General features: G+C 67.5%; 14 protein-coding genes and 1 rRNA gene. 5 read left to right on the top strand and 10 right to left on the bottom strand.

Annotated features, from left to right (window positions below):
• Positions 1-6: 6 nt before the first annotated feature.
• From IMX13_RS15705 to glyQ, 5 genes are all read right to left on the bottom strand, one after another.
• Positions 7-2,154: a S46 family peptidase gene (locus IMX13_RS15705; protein ID WP_193396708.1), complete on the bottom strand. Its 2,148-nt coding sequence runs from the start codon at positions 2,152-2,154 to the stop codon at positions 7-9.
• Between the two features lie 115 nt (positions 2,155-2,269).
• Positions 2,270-6,127: a translocation/assembly module TamB domain-containing protein gene (locus IMX13_RS15700; protein WP_193396707.1), complete on the bottom strand. Its 3,858-nt coding sequence runs from the start codon at positions 6,125-6,127 to the stop codon at positions 2,270-2,272.
• Entirely contained in the window at positions 6,124-7,920 is a 1,797-nt protein-coding gene (locus tag IMX13_RS15695; protein WP_053517726.1) for an autotransporter assembly complex family protein, read from the bottom strand. Before IMX13_RS15695 ends, IMX13_RS15700 begins: the two co-directional genes overlap by 4 nt.
• A gap of 176 nt (positions 7,921-8,096) precedes the next feature.
• The gene (gene glyS, locus IMX13_RS15690) at positions 8,097-10,172 is read right to left on the bottom strand and encodes a glycine--tRNA ligase subunit beta (protein ID WP_111187174.1); all 2,076 of its coding nucleotides are present in this window, start codon (positions 10,170-10,172) and stop codon (positions 8,097-8,099) included.
• A gap of 84 nt (positions 10,173-10,256) precedes the next feature.
• A complete protein-coding gene (gene glyQ / locus IMX13_RS15685; protein WP_053517689.1) occupies positions 10,257-11,168 on the bottom strand; it encodes a glycine--tRNA ligase subunit alpha in 912 nt (303 codons plus the stop codon).
• An 83-nt stretch (positions 11,169-11,251) separates the two neighbouring features.
• On the opposite strand from glyQ, the gene IMX13_RS15680 reads away from it, so the two are divergent.
• The 3 genes from IMX13_RS15680 to IMX13_RS15670 are packed head-to-tail and all read left to right on the top strand — an operon-like array spanning position 11,252 to position 14,766.
• On the top strand, positions 11,252-13,087 hold the full coding sequence (locus IMX13_RS15680; RefSeq protein WP_053517687.1) for a GspE/PulE family protein: 1,836 nt from the start codon (positions 11,252-11,254) through the stop codon (positions 13,085-13,087).
• The gene (locus IMX13_RS15675; RefSeq protein ID WP_053517686.1) at positions 13,059-13,805 is read left to right on the top strand and encodes a glutamine amidotransferase; all 747 of its coding nucleotides are present in this window, start codon (positions 13,059-13,061) and stop codon (positions 13,803-13,805) included. The genes IMX13_RS15680 and IMX13_RS15675 overlap by 29 nt, the downstream gene beginning before the upstream one ends.
• Before the next feature lie 49 nt (positions 13,806-13,854).
• A complete protein-coding gene (locus tag IMX13_RS15670) occupies positions 13,855-14,766 on the top strand; it encodes a BPSS1780 family membrane protein (protein ID WP_053517685.1) in 912 nt (303 codons plus the stop codon).
• 43 nt (positions 14,767-14,809) lie between these two features.
• Here the strand turns inward: IMX13_RS15670 and tatC are convergent, their stop codons facing one another.
• The 4 genes from tatC to IMX13_RS15650 all read right to left on the bottom strand — a co-directional run bounded on the left by tatC (position 14,810) and on the right by IMX13_RS15650 (position 17,253).
• Positions 14,810-15,559 carry a twin-arginine translocase subunit TatC gene (tatC, locus tag IMX13_RS15665; RefSeq protein ID WP_010482410.1) on the bottom strand — a complete coding sequence of 250 codons (750 nt, stop codon included), beginning with the start codon at positions 15,557-15,559 and terminating at the stop codon, positions 14,810-14,812.
• Positions 15,556-16,041: a Sec-independent protein translocase protein TatB gene (tatB, locus tag IMX13_RS15660; protein WP_319637196.1), complete on the bottom strand. Its 486-nt coding sequence runs from the start codon at positions 16,039-16,041 to the stop codon at positions 15,556-15,558. The genes tatC and tatB overlap by 4 nt, the downstream gene beginning before the upstream one ends.
• Positions 16,042-16,056: 15 nt before the next feature.
• Positions 16,057-16,284: a Sec-independent protein translocase subunit TatA gene (gene tatA / locus IMX13_RS15655; RefSeq protein ID WP_053517682.1), complete on the bottom strand. Its 228-nt coding sequence runs from the start codon at positions 16,282-16,284 to the stop codon at positions 16,057-16,059.
• A gap of 75 nt (positions 16,285-16,359) precedes the next feature.
• On the bottom strand, positions 16,360-17,253 hold the full coding sequence (locus IMX13_RS15650) for a YSC84-related protein (RefSeq protein WP_193396706.1): 894 nt from the start codon (positions 17,251-17,253) through the stop codon (positions 16,360-16,362).
• A gap of 166 nt (positions 17,254-17,419) precedes the next feature.
• Here IMX13_RS15650 and hemH point away from each other — a divergent pair, with 166 nt between their 5' ends.
• Positions 17,420-18,382 (top strand): ferrochelatase, encoded by a 963-nt coding sequence (gene hemH / locus IMX13_RS15645; RefSeq protein ID WP_164150559.1) that lies wholly within the window; start codon positions 17,420-17,422, stop codon positions 18,380-18,382.
• Entirely contained in the window at positions 18,379-19,233 is an 855-nt protein-coding gene (locus IMX13_RS15640; protein ID WP_193396704.1) for an alpha/beta hydrolase, read from the top strand. Before hemH ends, IMX13_RS15640 begins: the two co-directional genes overlap by 4 nt.
• A gap of 66 nt (positions 19,234-19,299) precedes the next feature.
• Here the strand turns inward: IMX13_RS15640 and rrf are convergent.
• Positions 19,300-19,385: ribosomal RNA gene (rrf, locus tag IMX13_RS15635) — 5S ribosomal RNA — on the bottom strand; the annotation flags it as partial.

Genomic DNA, 19,385 nt, shown 5'->3' with positions numbered 1-19,385 from the left:
AGCGTCTTACTGGACCGGAACGCCCATTTCCTTCAACAGTTCCGGCGCCGGGTAGACCTTGGCCAGCAGCCAGCGCAGATAGCGCATGTCCACGTGCACGGCGCGCTTGTAGCGCGGATCGAACCACCAGCTGGCACTGACCGATTCCCAGTTGCTGTCGAAGTTCAGGCCAATCAGTTCACCCTTGGCATTGAGCACGGGCGATCCCGAGTTGCCGCCGGTGGTATCGAGGTTGGTCAGGAAGTTGACGGTCTGTGTCTTCAGGGCCGGATCGGCCGTGCTGCCGAAATCACCCTTGGCGATGGCGGCCAGCAGCGGAGCCGGCGCATCGAAGGGATAGGCGTTGGTGTTCTTCTCGATGATACCGGCCACCGTGGTCACCGGCGAGTAGGTCACGCCGTCACGCGGGTGCAGTGCCTCGACCTTGCCGTAGCTGATGCGCAGGGTACGGTTGGCATCCGGGTACACCGCGCGGCCCTGCTTGGCACGCCAGGCGAACAGCGCCTGCATGTAGGCCGGGCGCAGGCGCAGCTGCTCGCCTTCGCGGGTCTTGCTCTCGTTCTCGATGCGCAGCTGCGCCGCCACCAGCGGCGCGGCCACTGCGATCAGCGGATCGGGTGCCAGGGCCTTGCCATCGCGCGCAGCGGCGAAGCGCGAGAGACGCTGCGCCTCGTCGCCCAGCCGGGTGCTGGCGTAAAGCGTGTCCAGCGCCTGCGCCAGCTGCGCCGGGGTGCGGCCGAAGGCGGCATCGAACTCGGCCACGCGCTGCGCGTCCGGCAACTGCTGGTATCGCGTAAGCAGGGTGGTCAGCAGCGCCTTTTCGACCTCCGCTGCATACCGACGCTGCACCTGCTTGAGTACGCCCTCGATCATCGCCTGGTCGCGCTGCTGGTAACCGCTTTCGCGCTGTGCATCCGGCTTGGCCGACTCGATGCGCAGGCGTTCCAGCAGCAGCGCCGAGCGCAGCAGCTGGCTCTGGTTGGCCATCTGCTCCAGCAGCAGGTCGCGCTCACCCACCGCCGCACCCTGCGAGAGATTGGCCAGCAACGCCTGGATGTCACTCCGGTACCGGCGGTCGGTGGCCGCCAGCATGGCCGACTCGTCGGCAGCGCGCTGCGCCTTGGCATCGCTGCGCAGCAGGCCTTCCAGCTCACCGGCGGCGCGCTTGCGGTTGTTCTTCAGCGACTGCAGCTGCGAAGCGTAACGGGTACGCGCCTGCGCGTCCTTGGCAGTTGCCACCTCGATGGTGTCGATCATCTGCTGGAACACCGATACCCGGCGCGGCAACACCGCATCGACCTGGCTGGCGAACTCGGCCGCGGTGCGGTGGCGGTAGGTGATGCCCGGGTAACCGGCCAGCATCGCGTAATCGCCCTCCTTCGGACCTTCAACGGACATCTTCAGGTGCGCCGGTGGCTGATACGGCACGTTGTCCTTGCTGTACGCGGCCGGCTTGCCATCCTTGCCGACATAGGCACGCAGCAGAGTGAAATCGCCGGTATGGCGCGGCCACATGAAATTGTCGATCTCGTCGCCATAGTTGCCGATCGCACGCGGCGGCGCGTAGACCAGGCGCACATCGCTCAGTTCCAGCTGGGCAATACGATAGAAATCGGTGCCGTAGTACATGTTGGCCACCGAGCAGCGCACGCTGCCGTTCTTCTCGCACTCCGCCACGATCTGCTTGCTGGCCGCATCGACCGCATCGAAGTACGCACGGCCGGTCTTGCCACGGGCATTGGCCAGCACCTGATCGGTCACCTTGTCGAAGCCGACGGTGACCAGCACACGGAAGTCCGGATTGGCCGGCCGCTCGTCGGCGCGCCCCTGGGCGATGAAGCCGTTGTCGATCAGGTTGTGCTCGGGCGAACTGTTGTACTGGATCACGCCCATCGCCACATGGTGGTTGGTCAACAGCAGTCCGTCGGCGGAAACGAACGAACCGGTGCCGCCGCCGGCCCGCACCACGGCGCTCAGCGGTGGTGCGGTGACATTGGCCAGGTCGGCCGGATCGCCCATGAAGCCCGCTGCGCGCAGCGGCTTGGCCAGCTCCGGCAGCTGGGTCGGCATCCACATGCCTTCATCGGCATGGGCGCCCGCAGCGAGGGTGAGGCCCAGGGCCAGGGCGGCAGGAAGGGTTTTGCGTGGCGACATGAGGCGATCCGGTACGACAGAACAGCCCGGGACCATAGCCGCTGGGGCCGGCAGGGGCAACGGCCGATGGTTGGGGGCCGGGCGCGGCCCGGCGCTACCGGTCGATGGCGGCGGGTTACTTCTCCCGCCGCCAGTTGATCGAGCCGCGGTTTTCCACCGTGCTCGACTCCACTTCCACGTCGAAACCGCGGCGCAGCAGATACTTCAGGGTGATCACCGAACCGGCGCCGACCAGCGATACGCCATAGCCCACATACAGCTTGGGCGAGATGTACTTGCCCACGCCGATCACCGATCCGCCCAGCGCGCGCGACTGGCTCACGCCCGCATCGTCCAGGCCCAGCTTGGCCCCCAGCTGCGACGCCAGCAGGCCGCTGCCGGCCGACAGTGCGGCCGAGGCTGCATTGACCTGCTGGGCCTGGTCGCTGCTGGCACCGGTGAGGCTGCGGCCCAGCACCAGATAGGCCAGCGCTTCGGACTGCGACATCGCCGGGTCGGACCACACGTCCGCACGCGGCTGCTGTGCACGGCCGGTCACGTCGATGCCAGCGGTGACATCACCGATCCGGCGCTCGGCACGGATGTTGATGCGCGGGTCGGATACGGCGTTGTAGTTCCAGTTGAGGTTGCCGCGGGTGATGGTCAGGTCCTGGCCATAGGCCTTGTAGCGGCCACTGACCTCCAGCCCGCCATTGGCGGTCATTTCGCGACCGGGCTTGGCCCAGACCTGCATCTTGCCGGTCAGTGCACCCTTCAGGCCGAAGCCGGTCATCTTCACCTTGTCGCCCAGGCTGACGGTCAGGTCCATGTCCAGCGGCGAGGTGCGCGATTCCTCCGGATCGGCCGGGTCCAGCACCACCACGTCCTCGGAAACCGACGTCCCGCGATCCAGCCGCTCAAGATCGATGTCCGCCTCCGGCACATGCACGGTGCCACGCAGCTCCATCGCGGCCTTGGCCAGGGTGAAGTCCAGATTGGGGTTGGCGACGATGCGCAGTTCGCTGGTATTGGACAGCAGCACGTTCTCGCCGTGGATCTTCAGTTGCAGCGGCTGCGCATCACCGAACCAGGACAGGCCGCCATCGACATACAGCGTGCCCTGGCCCGAGTTGGCCTGCGCGGTGATCTTGGCCGAGCCGTCGGGCTGGGCGACGAAGCTACCCTTGCCCTGGTCGAACGTCAGCCCCAGCGCGGGGAATTCGCCCTTGAAATTGCTCAGCTGCGCGTCGCCGCCCAGCGATGGCTGGCCACGGGTACCGCGCAGGCTCACGTGGCCCTCGATCAGGCCGGTCGGGCGCACGATGTCCGGCGAGAACAGCTCCAGCCAGTACAGCCGTGACATGTTGAGGTAGAGCTCACCGTTCAACGGCGCGCTGGCTTCCCAGCCGGTCTGCATCCTGGCATCGACGAAGCCGTTGCCCTGGAAGCCCATGCCCAGATAGCCCTTGATGCTGGCCGGGGTCATGTCCAGCTTCAGCGAGAACTGGTCATAACGCACCAGTTCGCCCCGGGTGCTGTCGCCACCGACGTTGCGGTTCTCGCCCAGGCGCACCCCGCCCTCCAGCGAACGCACTTCGACGTGTCCTTCCCACGCATTGCCGCGCGGCCGGATCTGCGCATCCAGACCGAGCTCGCCGCGCAGGTAGATGCGACGTCCGGACTGCGGCGGCAGCCACGGCTGCACCAGTGCCAGCGGCAACGCATCGCCGCGCACCACCAGGCCCTCGCGCGGCCAGTTCGCCAGCGCACAGAGCGCCCCGCTGCTGGCGGCAGCCAGGCAGGCCTCGGCCAGCGTGTAGCTGCCATTGTTGATGGCGAAGGCGGCCGGCGCGCGCAGCGCCCAGGCATCGCCCTTCACCGGTGCGATACGCAGCGAAGCCAGTTCGCCCCGCCATTGCTGGCCCTGCTGGCGCAGGCTGCCCTGCAGGTCGATCGCGCCCAGTTCGTTGCGGGTCTGTGCCGCCAGGCGCAGGTTCGACACGCTGCCCTGCGCATCGATGTTCAACCGTTCCAGCAGCATGCCGGCGTTGACCTGCTGTCCCTGCACGGCCAGCGTGCCGCTGTCGCCACGCCACGGCAGTCGCCCCTTGATGCTCAGGCTCTCGGCGCCATAGCCATCCCAGTTGAGGTTGTTGCCGACCAGGTCGGCGGTGATGTCCGGTGCGTCACGCGGCCCGGTCACCTGTACCTGCCCGCGCAGGCCGCCATCGGCGCCAGGCAGCAGGTCGCTTAGCTGCAGCGGTTCGAAACGTGCGTCGATGTCCAGGCGGTCGCCCACCTTGCCCGAGGCGGTGACCCGGCTGCTGCCGACGGCCAGCTTCAGCTCGCCCTGGGCCTGTTCGCCCTGCAGCGCGAACTTGCCCTGCGCATCGAGATTGCGCTGACGCAGCACGCCCTTCAGCGACGGCAGATCGACCGTGGCTTCCAGCGTGCCGGCAGTACCCGGCGGGGCATTTGCCGGCGGCGGCAGCTGGCGGCCCTTGGACGCCAAATTGCCCGACAGCCGGCCATTCCATCCAGGCACGAAATAGCCCGGATCGAAGTCCTTCAATGTGGCCTTGGCATCCCAGTCCAGCTGCGGGGCCCATGCCACCTGGCCCTCCACCTGCAACTGCCCGCCGGGCGTCTGCGCCTGCAGCTCGCGGATCGAGGCCGCCTGGTCGTTGCCGCGTACGTCGAAGCGCAGCTGCGCCTTCTGCTGCTCACGCTCCACGTCGGCACGACCGATCGCAGCCCATGCCTTCAACGTCCCTGCCAGGCCGAAGCGGGCTTCCTTCAGTGTCACCGGTACGGGCGGACCACCGGCGGTGTTCGGATCCTCCGCCGGCACCCAGGTCAGATCATGGGCGATGACCGAGAAATCGAGTTTCTGCTGGTCTTCCTGGCTGAAATCAGCGGTACCTTCCAGGCGTGCCTCGCCCCCCAGTCCCTTCACCACCAGCGGCGAGACCTTCAGCACCTGGTCCTGCAGCGAGATGACCGAGGGCGCCAGCTCCAGCGCCTGCTCGCCCTGCTTCACCGTGCCGCGCAGCTGGGCGTTGCCGCCCTTGCCGGTGGCGCTGAAATCCAGCGCGAGTGGCGCGATGGCCGAACCCGCGAGCGCTGGCGACAGCAGAGCCGGGTCCAGTTCGTCGCTGCGCACGGTCGCGCTCCAGCTCGGATCGGTCCGCCCGTCAAACACCAGCATCGCATGCAGCGGTTTGGGCGCGCGCCCGGCCACGGCCACTTCCATGTGCGCCAGATTGCCCCGTGCAACCAGGCCGAGCGTGGCGGCCGTGCGCCCACGCGGCGCCGGCAGCACCGCGGTGACGGTCACGTCGGTGTCGTAGTCCTTGGCCGGGATGTAGCGGCCCTGGGCGGTGAAGTTGCCCATATCGCTGTCCACGACCAGCGCGCGCGCCTGGAATTCGCCGCTGGCGATTTCCACGCCGCCGCGCACGCGGCTGATGTCAATCACCGGTTCACCGGCCTGGGTCACCCGGAAACCGTCGATGGCGATGGCGTCGGCCTGGATGGCCAGCGGCATCTCGATCTGCGGCAGCGAGTCCGGCCACGACGGCAGCTTGAACGGCTCCTCGCTCTTGGCCAGGTTCAGCGAGGCATTGGTCAGTTCCAGCCTGTCGAGCAGCAGTTTGCGGCCCAGCAGCGGGCGCAGGTCCGGCTCCAGGTACGCGCGCTCGGCATGGAAGTGGATGTCGTCATAGCGGAAGTCGACGTTGTAGAGCGTCAGCGGGCCGGCCACCGGTCCGTCCACCTTGTCCCAGGTGAAGCTGGCACCCACCGGCAGGCGCGCGACCACCTGCGCCAGCAGCACGTCACGGCCGGCCACGGTCTGCAGCAGCCAGTACAGCAGCAGCAGGCCGAGCAGGACCAGGCCCAGCACGCCCACGCCAGACCATGCCCAGAAGCGGCGGCGGCGATAGAAGCGCACGCGCGGCGGCGGTGTTCCCGGGGTCTGTGCGGGCGTGCTCACAGGTCCGCTCCGATGTTCAGATACAGCTGGAACTGCGAATCCGGGTTGTTCAGGCCGTGGGCCACGTCGATGCGCACCGGGCCCACCGGCGACTTCCAGCGCACGCCGAAGCCCACACCGGTATGCAGGTCGATGGTGTTGTCGAAGGCACTGCCGGTATCGACGAATACCGCCGCACCCCAGGGGCCACCGTTGAAGTAGTGCTCGTACTCGGCCGAGCCGATCACCAGGTTCTTGGCACCCAGCGCGTACTTGTCCGGCGCGGGCGTGCGCGGGCCCACCTCGCGGTAGGCATAGCCACGGATGCTGCGGTCACCGCCAGCGAAGTAGCGCAGGCTGGGTGGCATCGCCACCAGATCGCTGGTCCAGGTGGTGCCCCCCTCGCCACGCAGGATCAGGCGGTTGCTTTCGCCCACCGGAACGTACCAGCGAAGCACGGCATTGGCCTGCACGAAGCTGGTATCGGAGCCGGCGCCTTCAACGCCCGCGCGCACGGTGGCCGTGCCGCTGATGCCTTTGCGCGGGAACATCTCGTCATCAACATTGACGTAGTCGGCCACCAGCTGCGGATAGACCAGCGTGGAGGTGTTGTAGACCGCGTCGGTGAACTCGGTACCCGATGCATAGCGCCAGCGCTCGCGCAGCGCGTTGACCGACGCGATCGCGGTCCAGTATTCGTTGATCTCGCCGCTGCGGCTGGCGATCAGCTTGAAGTTGCGCAGGTCGATGTAGTCGGTCTGCTCGTCGTAGGCGCTGGCGGCGAAGGTATACCAGCCATCAAGCCAGGCGAACGCGGGAATCCGGTAGCTGGTCACCAGGCTCTTGCGCTTCTGCGCATAGTCCAGCTGGGTGTTCATCTTGTGGCCGCGGTTGTTGAGGAACCGCCGCTCGACACCGCCGCGTACACCGGGACCACTCTCGCTGCCGTAGCTCAGGCCCGCGGTGTAGATCGTGCGCTTGGCACGGGTCAGCTTGACGTCGACCGGCACCTCACCATTGTCGTCGGCCTGGTCCGGCCGCGGCTGGATGTCGATCACGCTGAAGTAGTCGAGCTTGGTCAGCGACTCGCGCAGCCGGTCCAGCTTGCCTTCGTGGTAATAGCTGCCCTGTTCCCAGTACACCAGCGGATCGAACAGCTTGTCGACGAAGTAATCCTGCTCGAACCGGACCGGGCCCATGTTGTAGCGGCGGCCGCTGTCCCAGGTCAGGTCGATGTCCGCGGCGTTGTCGGCACGGGTGATCTGTACCTGGCGCTGGGTGTAATCGGCATCGAAGTAGCCACGCTCGGCCAGGCGGCGGGTGATGGTGATCTTGCTGGCTTCGTACTGGGTATGTTCGAAACGCTGGCCCTTGCGCGGCTTGAAGGCGGTCAGGTCATCCTGCAGGTACTGGTCGTACATGGCCGGGCCGGTGATGTCGATGTGCTCGCGCCGCACCGTCACCGGCGTGCCCTTGTCGACGTGGATCAGCACCTGCACATGCTCGTCCTGGCGCGGCGCCTCCACCGTGATCACCGGGTTGTAGTACCCGAACGGCTCCAACGCCTGCCGGGTCTGCCGCTCGGCCTGTGACAGCAGGTACTCCAGCCGCGATTCACCCTGCTCCTTGCCGATCGTGTCGTACAGCGTGAGCGATTCCTGGATGTTCTCGATGATCGCGGCGTCGTCGCCCTTGTCCAATCCCTTGATGTCCACCTTGTCGATGGTGCCGCGCGCGTGGGCCACGGGGGTGGCGACCAGCGACAGGACCATCAGCGGCAGGGCGTATTTCTTTGGCTGCATGCGGCACAGCATACCGACCCAACGTGACGATGCGAAATGCATCACGCCTTCAGGCATCGGTTGTTAAGTGGCGGTCAAAATACGCGTTACCGACATCATCCGCATGATGTCGGTAACGCCGGGCCATGCCCGGTGGCTCCTTCCGGTACCACACCGCGCACTCGCCGGGCGCGCCCCGGCACGACCACTCAGCTCGACAGATGCTCGATCGCGGCGACCTTGCCCAGTCGCTCGCCCAGCAGGGTCAGCAGCGCCAGGCGATTGCCGCGCAGTGCGGGGTCTTCGGCATTGACCATCACACCATCGAAGAATGCATCGACCTGCGGGCGCAGGCGGGCCAGGCGGGCCAGCACGGCCACGTAGTCCTTCTGATGCAGGCTGGCGCCCGTGTCGTCGATGGCGGCGGTGACGGCTTCGGCCAGCGCGCGCTCGGCCTCCTCCTGCAGCAGCGACGGGTCGATCTGGCCCGGAATGTCGCCTTCAGCCTTACGGAGGATGTTGCGGATGCGCTTGTTCGCGGCGGCCAGGGCCTCGGCCTCGGGCAGCGCTGCAAACGTGCCGATCGCGTCGAGGCGGCGATCGAAGTCGTACAGCGACGCCGGCTTCAGTTCGGCGACCGCGTTGAAGTGGGTGGCCGGCACGCCCTTGTCGGCGTAATAGCCCTTCAGGCGATCCAGGATGAAGTCGTACAGCTCACCCACATCGGCCTGCACGCCACGCGCAGCCAGGCCCTGGTTGGCGCTGGCCAGCAGCGCGCGCAGGTCCAGCTCGAAGCCACTCTCGATGATCGTACGGGCCAGGCCCAGTGCGTTGCGGCGCAGGGCAAAGGGATCCTTGTTGCCGGTCGGCTTCAGGCCCGCCGCGAACCCGCCTGCCAGTGTGTCCACACGCTCGGCGATGGCCAGCACCTTGCCCAGCGGCGACAGCGCGATGTCATCGCCACCGAAGCGCGGCTGGTACGCCTCGTCGAGGGCCAGCGCCACGTCCGGCGATTCTCCGCCCGCCACCGCGTAATGGCGGCCGGCGATGCCCTGCAGTTCCGGGAACTCGTTGACCATGCGCGACTGCAGGTCGTTCTTGGCCAGCTCCGCGCTGCGGCGGGCCTGCACCGGATCGGCACCCACCTGCACGGCAACCGCTTCGGCCAGCGCCGCCACGCGCGCGACCTTGTCCGCCACGCTGCCCAGCTTGGCCTGGTAGGTCACGGTCTTCAGGCCCTCGCCCATCGCGGCCAGCCCCTGCTTCAGGTCTTCATCGAAGAAGAACTTGGCATCGGCGAAGCGCGGGCGGATCACGCGTTCGTAGCCCTTGGCCACTTCGGCCACATCCTTCGACTCGATGTTGGCGATGCCGATGAACTGCTCGGTCAGCGTGCCCGCGTCATCCAGCACCGGGAAGAACTTCTGGTTGATCTCCATCGTTTCGATCAACGCTTCCTGCGGCACGGCCAGGAAGGCGCGCTCGAAGCTGCACAGCACTGCCGAGGGCCACTCGACCAGGTTCACCACCTGCTCAAGGTTGTCCTCGGTGATGCGCGCACTGCCGCCAGCCTTGCCGGCGGCGGCTTCGACCTCGGCGACGATGCGCGCGCGGCGCTCGGCCGGGTCGACCAGCACATGGGCCGCGCGCAGCGATTCGACGTAGTCCTGCGGCTGGGTCAGCCACACGGTCTTGTCATGGTGGAAGCGATGGCCACGGCTCATGCGGTCGGCCTTGAGGCCGAACAACTCGGCCGCGACCACGTCCTTGCCGTGCAGCAGCACCAGCCAATGCACCGGCCGCGCGAAGCCCCACGGGTGGTCGCCCCAGCGCATCGGCTTGGGGATCGGCATGGCGGCGATGGCCTCGCGCAGGATCTCGGGCAGCAGATCGGCGGTGCTCGCGCCCGGCGTCACCGCGCGATGCACGAAACGCTCACCCTTGTTGTCGGTGGTCTTCTCCAGCGCGGTCCAGTCGATGCCGGCCTTGGCGGCGAAGCCCTGCAATGCCTTGGTCGGCTGGCCTTCGGCATCCAGCGCGATGTTCAGGTACGGGCCCAGCACTTCGCTGTGCTGCTCCGGCTGTTCCAGGCCGACGCCCGGCAGCAGCACGGCCAACCGGCGCGGGGTGGACAGCGGACGTGCATCGCCCGTGTCCAGGGCAATGCCGCGCTTGCGCAGGCCTTCGACAACACCGTCGAAAAACGCCTGGGCCAGGCCCGGCAGCGCCTTGACCGGCAACTCCTCGGTGCCCAGTTCGATCAGCAGGGGGGACAATTGGCTCATCGGTTCGATCCTGTGGTGGGGGGCGCAGCGCGCAACGCGTCCGGCGCCCCGGGGTGTGATGAAAAGCAGGGTGGAGAGCGGCCGTCAGGCTTTCTTCGCGCCCGGGAAGCCCAGCTTCTCGCGCTGCTCGTAATAGGCCCGGGCCACCGCCTGGGCCAGCGCACGCACGCGCAGGATGTAGCGTTGGCGTTCGGTCACGCTGATGGCGCGGCGCGCATCCAGCAGGTTGAACGTGTGGCTGGCCTTCATCACCTGCTCGTAGGCCGGCAGCGGCAGGCCCACTTCGACCAGCTTCTGCGCCTCGCGCTCGCAGGCGTCGAAGCGGTGGAACATTTCTTCCACGTCGGCATGCTCGAAGTTGTAGGTGCTCTGCTCCACCTCGTTCTGGTGATAGACGTCACCGTAGGTCACCGGCTGTCCGTCCGGCCCGTAGGTCCACACCAGGTCGTAGACGTTGTCGCAGTTCTGCAGGTACATGCACAGGCGCTCGAGACCGTAGGTGATCTCGCCCAGCACCGGGCGGCACTCCAGGCCACCGGCCTGCTGGAAGTAGGTGAACTGGGTCACTTCCATGCCGTTGAGCCAGACCTCCCAGCCCAGGCCCCAGGCACCCAGGGTCGGCGACTCCCAGTTGTCCTCGACGAAGCGCAGGTCGTGCACCAGCGGGTCGATGCCCAGCGCCTGCAGCGAATCCAGGTACAGCTGCTGGATGTTGTCCGGCGCCGGCTTCATCGCCACCTGGTACTGGTAATAGCGCTGCAGGCGGTTCGGGTTCTCGCCGTAACGGCCGTCGGTGGGACGGCGCGAGGGCTGCACGTAGGCCGCGTTCCAGCCTTCCGGACCGATCGCACGCAGGAAGGTCGCCGGGTGGAACGTACCGGCGCCCACCTCCAGGTCGAGCGGCTGGATGAGCACGCAGCCCTGCTGGGCCCAGAACTGGTTCAGGGTCTGGATCAGGCCCTGGAAGGTGATCGGAACGGTCGGGGTCGCGGACATGCGGACGATTCTTGGCCGGCAAGGGGGTGCGCTAGTATAACGGCCGACCTGCGGGGCATTCCGTACCCGGGAGGAGCAGGCAGATGGAACATCGGCTGCCGGCGGGCACGCCCGGCGAGCCCGGCGCGGTACCGCTGCCGTGGGGCCGCCTGCTGTTTGAACAGGTCTCGGCCGCACTGCTGGCCGATGGCCTGGTGGCCGGGCAGGACCGCGAGCGCGTGCGGTTTTCCGCGCAGGGCGCCCGCAACGCCAGTGAAGTCCATCCGCTGGTACTGCTGTCCAACCTCAAGCTTGCCGCCAGCGACGGCGGCGAACTGACCCTGGAACGCCTCACCGAGTGGCTGGCGCGGCGCACCGGCACCCGCTACCTGCGCATCGACCCGACCCGCGTCGATGTGGCGGCGGTCACGGCCCTGGTTTCGCACGCCTATGCGCGCCGCCATCGCTTCCTGCCACTGGCGGTGGACGCCGAACGCGTGCTGGTGGCCACCAGCGAACCGCTGGTACAGGAATGGCGCCGCGACCTGCAGCACCTGACCCGCCGCCGCATCGAGCTGGCCGTGGTCAATCCGCTGGACCTGCACCGCTACACCATGGAGTTCTACGGCGTCACGCGCTCGGTGCGTGGCGCGCGCGGCGACGTGCGCGGCGAGGTGAACACCGCCCTGCCCAGCTTCGAGCAGCTGGTCGAGCTCGGCCGCACCGGCGACGTCAATGCCGACGACCAGCACATCGTGCACATCGTCGACTGGCTGCTGCAGTACGCCTATGAGCAGCGTGCGTCGGACATCCACCTGGAACCGCGCCGCGAGATGGGCCGCATGCGGTTCCGCATCGATGGCGTGCTGCACAAGGTGTTCGAGGTGCCACCGGCGGTGATGACCGCCGTGGTCAGCCGCATCAAGGTGCTGGGCCGCATGGACCTGGCCGAGCGTCGCCGGCCGCAGGATGGCCGCATCAAGACCCGGTCACCGGGTGGGCGCGAGGTGGAAATGCGCCTGTCGACCATGCCCACAGCGTTCGGCGAGAAGTGCGTGATGCGCATCTTCGACCCGGATGCGGCGTTCAAGAGCATCGACCAGCTGGGTTTCAGCCCGCAGGAGGCTGCCGGCTGGAACGCCCTGGTCGAGCGTCCGCACGGCATCGTGCTGGTGACCGGCCCGACCGGCTCCGGCAAGACCACCACCCTGTACTCCACGCTCAAGCGCCTGGCCACCCCGGACGTGAACGTGTGCACGGTGGAGGATCCGATCGAGATGATCGCGCCGGAGTTCAACCAGATGCAGGTGCAGACCAACATCGACCTGGACTTCGCCAGCGGCGTACGTACCCTGCTGCGGCAGGATCCGGACATCATCATGATCGGCGAGATCCGCGACCTGGAAACCGCGCAGATGGCGGTACAGGCGTCGCTGACGGGCCATCTGGTGCTGTCCACCCTGCACACCAACGACGCCCCCTCGGCCATCACCCGCCTGCTCGACCTGGGCGTGCCGCATTACCTGCTGGCCTCCACCGTCAACGGCATCCTCGCCCAGCGCCTGGTGCGCACCCTGTGCCCGCACTGCAAGCAGCCGCATACGCTCGGTGCCGCCGATTGGGCGGTACTGGCTGATAGCCATGCCGCATATCCAGATGCCGCCACGCCCTGTCGGCCGGTCGGTTGCCTGGAGTGCCGGCGCACCGGTTTCCTCGGCCGCATCGGCCTGTATGAGTTGCTGCCATTGGGTTCGCGGCTTCGCGCGCAGATCCGCGCCGACATGGATCTGGCCGGTTTCAGCCGTGCCGCCCGTGCCGAGGGCCTGCGAACCCTGCGCCAGGCGGGGCTTGAAAAGGTGGCGCAGGGGCTGACTACAATCGAGGAAGTCCTGTCTGTCCTGCCGCCCCCGGATGAACCCAGCGCCCTTCCTGATTCTTGAAACCGGCCGTCCAGTGCCCTCGCTGCGTCGTTATGGGCGTTTCCCGCACTGGATCCGCGTCGCCGCCGGCCTGGAAGAACACGAGACGGTGGTGGTCGATGTCGAACACGGCGGCGTCCTGCCCGACCCGCGCGCGTTCGCCGGGGTGATGGTGACCGGCTCGGCCGCTTTCGTCACCGACCACGCCGACTGGAGCGAGCGCAGCGCGGCGTGGCTGCGGCAGGCCGCCCACGATGACGTGCCGGTGTTCGGCATCTGCTACGGGCACCAGCTGCTGGCGCATGCGCTGGGCGGCGAAGTGGCCTACAACCCGGCCGGACGCGAGTCGGGCACCATTGAACTGGAGCTGCAGCCGCAGGCAGCACAGGACCCCCTGTTCCAAGGGCTGCCGCAGCATTTCGCGGCGCACGCGACCCATCTGCAGACCGTACTGCGTGCCCCCGAGGGGGCCGCCGTGCTGGCACGCTCGCCGCAGGATGGCTGCCATGCCTTCCGCTGGGGCCGGCAGGCGTGGGGCGTGCAGTTCCATCCCGAGTTCGCCACCCACCACATGCGCGGCTACGTGCGTGCGCGGGCCGACTGCATCGGCCGCCATGGTGGCTGCGCCCGCAGCATCGAGCGCGCGGTCAGCGCCGCCCCCCTGGCCCGGCAGCTGCTGCGCCGTTTCGTCCGCCAGGCACGGCAGTCTTCAGCCCAGCCGGCGGCAAAACAGGGATAATCGGCGGCGCGGGTACTGCCCGCTCCCCTTCTGTCCTCTCCGGATGTCCATGAAAGAGATTCGCAAGCTGCCGGCCTCGGCGGGCGCCCAGTGGTTGCTGGATACGTTCTCCCTGTACCGGCGTGCACCGCTGCAGCTGGCGCGGATCGGCCTGACCTGGATGCTGGTCAGCTGGGTGGTCACCCTGCTGTCCACCCTGGTGCCCGGCGCGCTCGGTCTGGCCGTGCAGCTGATGACCCTGGCCGTCTCGCCGATCATGTTCGGCGGCATGCTGTACGCCATGGGCGAGATCGACGACGGCCGGCCCGGTCTGGTCACCCACCTGCTGCAGCCGATCCGTGACCACCGCGTCAGCCACCTGCTGGTGCCGCTGGCGATCCAGGTGCTGGTGGTCCTGCTGCTGGGCGTGCTGCTGTACCTGATGATCGGTCGCGAAGGCTTCGCCGCCTTCAGCGACGTCATGGCACGGATGGAAGAGATCGCCCGCAGCAACCAGCAGGTCAGCCCCGAAGCCGCCGCCGAACTGGTCGCCCAGCTGCCAGCCACGCGCATCGCACTGTGGATGCTGCTGGTGTTCGTGACCGCCATCGCCCTGACCCTGGCGATGTTCACCCAGCCAGCGCTGGTGGTGTTCGACAAGCAGAGCGGCATGCACGCGCTGCGCCTGAGCCTGCAGGGCTGCATCGAGAACATCGCGGCGATGGCGGTGTTCGCTGTGCTCGGCGTGATCGCCGCCTTCTGCGGCTACATCCTGTTCGTGATCGTGATCCAGATCGCGATGCTGCTGGGGGGGCAGATGGTGGCCGTGTTCATCGCACAGCTGCTGCTGACCACCGTGGTGATGCCGCTGTACGTCGGCGCGGTGTATGCCGCCTGGAAGCAGATGTTCGTGCACCGTGGCAGCCGTGGCGCTCCGCCGGTTCCGGCCACGCCGCCGGCGAACGACGTCTTCCACGCCTGAGCACGCCCAACGGTAGCGCCGGGCCATGCCCGGCGCTGCCGCATCACGCGGCGGGCTTCTTCACCACCGAGGACGGCACCAGCCATCGCGCGGCATGGATGCCCAGTTCGTACAGCAGGCACATCGGGATCGCCAGCATCAGCTGCGAGACCACGTCCGGCGGCGTCAGCACGGCCGCCACCACGAAGATGCCCACGATCGCGTAGCCACGGCCCTCCTTGAACTGCTGCGGCGTCACCCATCCCAGCAGTACCAGGATCACCATCGCCACCGGCAGCTCGAAGCTGCCACCGAAGGCGAAGAAGATCGCCAGCACGAAATCCAGGTAGGCGTTGGCATCCGGAGTGATCGCGATCACATCGGGGCTGAAGGTGGTGAGGAAGTGGAACACCGCCGGCAACACCAGGAAGTACGCGAAGGCGCAACCGGTGTAGAACAGCAGCACCGACGACACCAGCAGCGGCACCGCCAGACGCTTTTCGCGGGCATACAGTCCCGGCGCGACGAAGGCCCACAGCTGGTACAGCAGCCACGGCACCGCCACGAACAGCGCGACGAAGAAGGTCAGCTTCAACGGAGCGAAGAAGGCGCCGGCCGGGTTGGTGGCGATCATCGTCTGGCCGTTCGGCAGCTGCGAGACCAGCGGCTCGGCCAGCGCGTTGTACAGCTTCTGGGTAAACGGCAGCAGTGCCAGCAGCACCACGCCCAGGCCCAGCAGCGCACGCACCAGGCGGCCGCGGAGTTCCACCAGATGTTCAACCAGCGAGCTCTCGCCGAAATCCTGTTCGCTCATCGGCCGCGCTCCTCGCTCTGCGACGCTGGCACCGGACGGGTGTCGTCTACATCCGCTGCGGATGCAGCGGACGCCCCGCCGGCATCGGCCGCAGTGCCGTCGCCCATGGACGTGGGAGGTGCAGCCTGCTGTGCCTGGCTGACATGCGGCGGCAGGTCCGCCGGCGCCGGTGCCCGCGTCTCCTGCGCCAGCGCATCACCCTGCTGCTGTGCCTGCGCGGCTTCGCGCCGGATCGCCTCGCCGCTGGCACGCAACTGGTTCTCGGTGTCCTGCATGCCCTGCCGCACGTCCTGCATCTGCCGCTTGATCTCTTCGGCCTGCAGTTCGCGCTCCAGTTCCTGTTTCACCGAGTCCCACTGATTGCGGGCACGACGGACCCACAGGCCGGCAAAACGGGCCGCCTTGGGCAGACGCTCGGGACCGAGCACCACCAGGGCGACCACCGCAATGACCAGCAGTTCGCTGAAGCCGATATCAAACACCGCGACCGCTCCGGATCAGCGTGCGTTGCGGTCGTGCTCGTCCTGCGCGGTGCGCGAGGCGTCCTGGCTGCGCGTCTCATCGCCCAGCTGCGCGTTCGGCTTGTCCTCGTCGCGCATGCCCTTCTTGAATTCCTTGACCGCCGAACCGAGGTCCTTGGCGCCGCTGGTCAGACGCTTGGTGCCGAACACCAGCAGGACGATGGCCAGCACGACCAACCAATGCCAGATGCTGAAACTGCCCATAAAGACGCTCGTTACGTTAGTGATCAGGCTGTCGAGCATAGCGCACCGGCCGTTAGCCGGCGCGCGTGACGAAAGTCAGTTCCCGCCCAGCGTCTCCGTGCGGATTTCGCCTTCATTGACCGGCTGGAAGCCTTGCTGCTGTGGCGGCGGGTTCTGCGGCACGTTCTGCAGGGGCGCGGTGGTGGCTTCCGCCGGGACCGCCGGGGGTGCCTGAACAGGCGGGGGTGCGACCGTCGGCGCCGGAGCCGGGCGCGAGGCCGTGCCACCATTGCCGCTGCGGTTGTTGCGCGCGGCATGGGTCGCCTCCTCCAGGCGATCGCGGAAGGCGACCACATCCATCGACGGCGCACCTGCTGCCCGGCCCTCGAAGATCATCCGCGGCGTGGTGTTGCTGCCATAGGCGTCAAGGTTGGCGGCATCGTCGATCTGCAGCACCGCACCGTCCAGGGCGACGCCGGCGAACAGGCCACGCGCACGCGACCACGACCAGATTTCGGCCTTGAGCTGGCCGTCGGTGGCCGCGGCCGCATTGCGGCCGACCGGACCGGCCGCCACACCGGCATCGGCGCCCAGGGTGAACTTGCCGTTGACCAGGTTGTCCAGACTGCGGTCGTTGCGGAACACCAGCACCACGTCCGACGACTGCACGCCGGCCTGGAAGCCAATGCTGCCGCCGGTGAGCTTGACGAAGACCGGGTTGGACCAGGCGCCGTTCGGCATGCGGACCGACATCAGGCCATGGCCACGGCGGCCACCAATGACCAGGCCTGCCTTGATCGTGTCGGGAATGACGATGACCGCGCGGCCTTCGTCGAGCAATTTGTCGGGAATCCCCTGTTCAGGGATTTCCTGGATTTCAGCCAGCACACGCACCGCGTTGCGGGCGCGCTGGTCTTCCTGTGGCCCGGCCATGGCCTGGCTGGACAGCAGGCTGGCGGCGATCAGCAGGGCTTGGATCGGGCGACGCATGGCAGGCTCCAGAAGTCAGTCCATAGGAAGATATAGCAAGTGACTGAAATTAGTGGTGTTGCGATGAATCGGCAATGAGCGTCAACGGTCCCCCATCGCAGATGACTATGCCTGCGATGCAGATCCTGCATCCCGATACACCGGCAGATCGGCGACAATGAGCCCCATGCTCGACGCACCCGATACCGCCGTGCTGGCGGTCAACCTAGGCACGCCCGAGACGCCGACGGCCCCCGCCGTACGCCGTTACCTGGCCGAGTTCCTGTCCGACCCGCGCGTGGTCTCGATTCCGGCGCTGCTGTGGCAGCCGCTGCTGCGCGGCCTGATCCTGCCATTGCGCAGCGGCCGCTCGGCCGCCAAGTACGCCCAGGTCTGGCTGCCCGAGGGCTCGCCGCTGATGGTCCATACCCGGCGGCTGGCGCAGGCCATGCAGGCACTGCTGCCGACCCTGCGCGTGCGCCATGCGATGCGCTACGGCGAACCCGCATTGACCGCAGAACTGGACCGGCTGGCGGCGGAAGGCGTGCGGCGCATCGTCGTGCTGCCGCTCTATCCCCAGTACTCGACCACCACCACCGCATCGGTGGAGGATCGTGTCGATGCCTGGCAGCGCAGGAATCCGGGCATCACGGTCAGCCTGGTACAGGACTACTCGGTCGACCCGGACTGGGTCGCAGCCGTGGCAGCCTCCATCCAGCGCTACTGGCAGGCGCATGGCCGTGGCCAGATGTTGATGTTCTCCTTCCACGGCATTCCACAGCGCCTGGCCGATGGCGGTGATCCCTATCCGCAGCGCTGCGAAGCCAGTGCGCAGGCGATCGCCAATGCGCTGGGCCTGGAACGGAGCGAGTGGCAGCTCGGCTACCAGTCGCGTTTCGGGCGCGAGCGCTGGTTGCAGCCGTATGCCGAACCCAGCCTGTGGGCGCTGGCCGAGGCCGGCGTGAAGCAGATCGACGTGGTCTGTCCCGGCTTTGCCACCGACTGCCTGGAAACGCTGGAAGAAGTCGAGATGGGATTCACTGAAACCCTCGCCGAACGCGGCGCACGGATGCGTTACATCCCCTGCCTCAACGATGGATCCGAGCACGCGCGTGCCTTGGCACGGCTGGCCGTGGCCTCGCTGGCATGAGCCTGCAGGGGTTCGAACTCGAGGTCGGCGGCGCGCGCGTGGCCGGCCTGCGCAATCACGGGGAGGGCCCGCGTGTGCTGGCCCTGCATGGGTGGTTGGATAACGCCGCCAGCTTCGTGCCACTCGCGCCGCATCTGCCCCATCTGGATCTGGTGGCCATCGACCTGCCTGGCCATGGCCACAGCGCCCATCTCCCGGCCGGCGCCAGCTACACCACCGCTGCCGCGATCTGCCACGTCCTTGACGTGGCCGACGCGCTGGGCTGGGAGCGCTTCAGCCTGCTTGGCCATTCGATGGGTGCGGGCATCGCCAGCCTGACGGCGGCGGTCAGTGACCGCATTGAACGCCTGGTCGCCATCGAAGCGCTGGGTGGCCTGCGGGGACCGGAAGAGGACACCGCGCATCGGCTGCGTGAGCATGTGACTGCCACGCGCGCGCTATCGCGCAAGCAGCTTAGGGTCTTCCCCGATCTTGCCGCGCCAATCCGCGCGCGGATGATGACCAACCAGCTCAGCGAAGGCTGCGCGCGCCTGCTGGTCGAGCGCGGGGTCGAGCCTGTGGAGGGCGGCTATCGCTGGTGCAGCGATCCGCGCCTGATGCTGCCCACCGCCATCCGGCTCAGCGAGGGCCAGATCGACAACCTGCTGCAGGCCATCGCCTGCCCTACGCAGGTGATCTACGCGACTCCCGCGCAGTCGTACTATCCCGAGCCGATGCGCAGCGAGCGACTGCAGCACCTGCGCGACGGGCGCCTGGCCGTGTTTCCGGGCAACCATCACCTGCATATGGAAGCGCCCGCCCAGATCGCGGCAGTGATCCAGCCGTTCCTGGGACACGGCAGCGCCGGCTGAAACATCGGCTGCTGAAACGCATAAAGAAAAACCCCGCTGCGTGAGCAGCGGGGTTTTGGGTATAAACCCTGGCGATGACCTACTCTCGCATGGCTTGAGCCACACTACCATCGGCGCAGCTGCGTTTCACTTCCGAGTTCGGGATGGGATCG

It is taken from the genome of Stenotrophomonas sp. B2, from assembly GCF_014947095.1.
Classification (GTDB): domain Bacteria; phylum Pseudomonadota; class Gammaproteobacteria; order Xanthomonadales; family Xanthomonadaceae; genus Stenotrophomonas; species Stenotrophomonas maltophilia_P.
The sequence above is the reverse complement of the archived record's forward strand: the minus strand, read 5'-3'. Positions and strand labels throughout refer to the sequence as shown.

Coding starts and splice junctions, on each gene's coding strand:
- IMX13_RS15705 (WP_193396708.1), bottom strand. CDS start 2,154: ATGTCGCCACGCAAAACCCTTCCTGCCGCCCTGGCCCTGGGCCTCACC.
- IMX13_RS15695 (WP_053517726.1), bottom strand. CDS start 7,920: ATGCTGTGCCGCATGCAGCCAAAGAAATACGCCCTGCCGCTGATGGTC.
- glyS (WP_111187174.1), bottom strand. CDS start 10,172: ATGAGCCAATTGTCCCCCCTGCTGATCGAACTGGGCACCGAGGAGTTG.
- glyQ (WP_053517689.1), bottom strand. CDS start 11,168: ATGTCCGCGACCCCGACCGTTCCGATCACCTTCCAGGGCCTGATCCAG.
- IMX13_RS15680 (WP_053517687.1), top strand. CDS start 11,252: ATGGAACATCGGCTGCCGGCGGGCACGCCCGGCGAGCCCGGCGCGGTA.
- IMX13_RS15675 (WP_053517686.1), top strand. CDS start 13,059: ATGAACCCAGCGCCCTTCCTGATTCTTGAAACCGGCCGTCCAGTGCCC.
- IMX13_RS15670 (WP_053517685.1), top strand. CDS start 13,855: ATGAAAGAGATTCGCAAGCTGCCGGCCTCGGCGGGCGCCCAGTGGTTG.
- tatC (WP_010482410.1), bottom strand. CDS start 15,559: ATGAGCGAACAGGATTTCGGCGAGAGCTCGCTGGTTGAACATCTGGTG.
- tatA (WP_053517682.1), bottom strand. CDS start 16,284: ATGGGCAGTTTCAGCATCTGGCATTGGTTGGTCGTGCTGGCCATCGTC.
- IMX13_RS15650 (WP_193396706.1), bottom strand. CDS start 17,253: ATGCGTCGCCCGATCCAAGCCCTGCTGATCGCCGCCAGCCTGCTGTCC.
- hemH (WP_164150559.1), top strand. CDS start 17,420: ATGCTCGACGCACCCGATACCGCCGTGCTGGCGGTCAACCTAGGCACG.
- IMX13_RS15640 (WP_193396704.1), top strand. CDS start 18,379: ATGAGCCTGCAGGGGTTCGAACTCGAGGTCGGCGGCGCGCGCGTGGCC.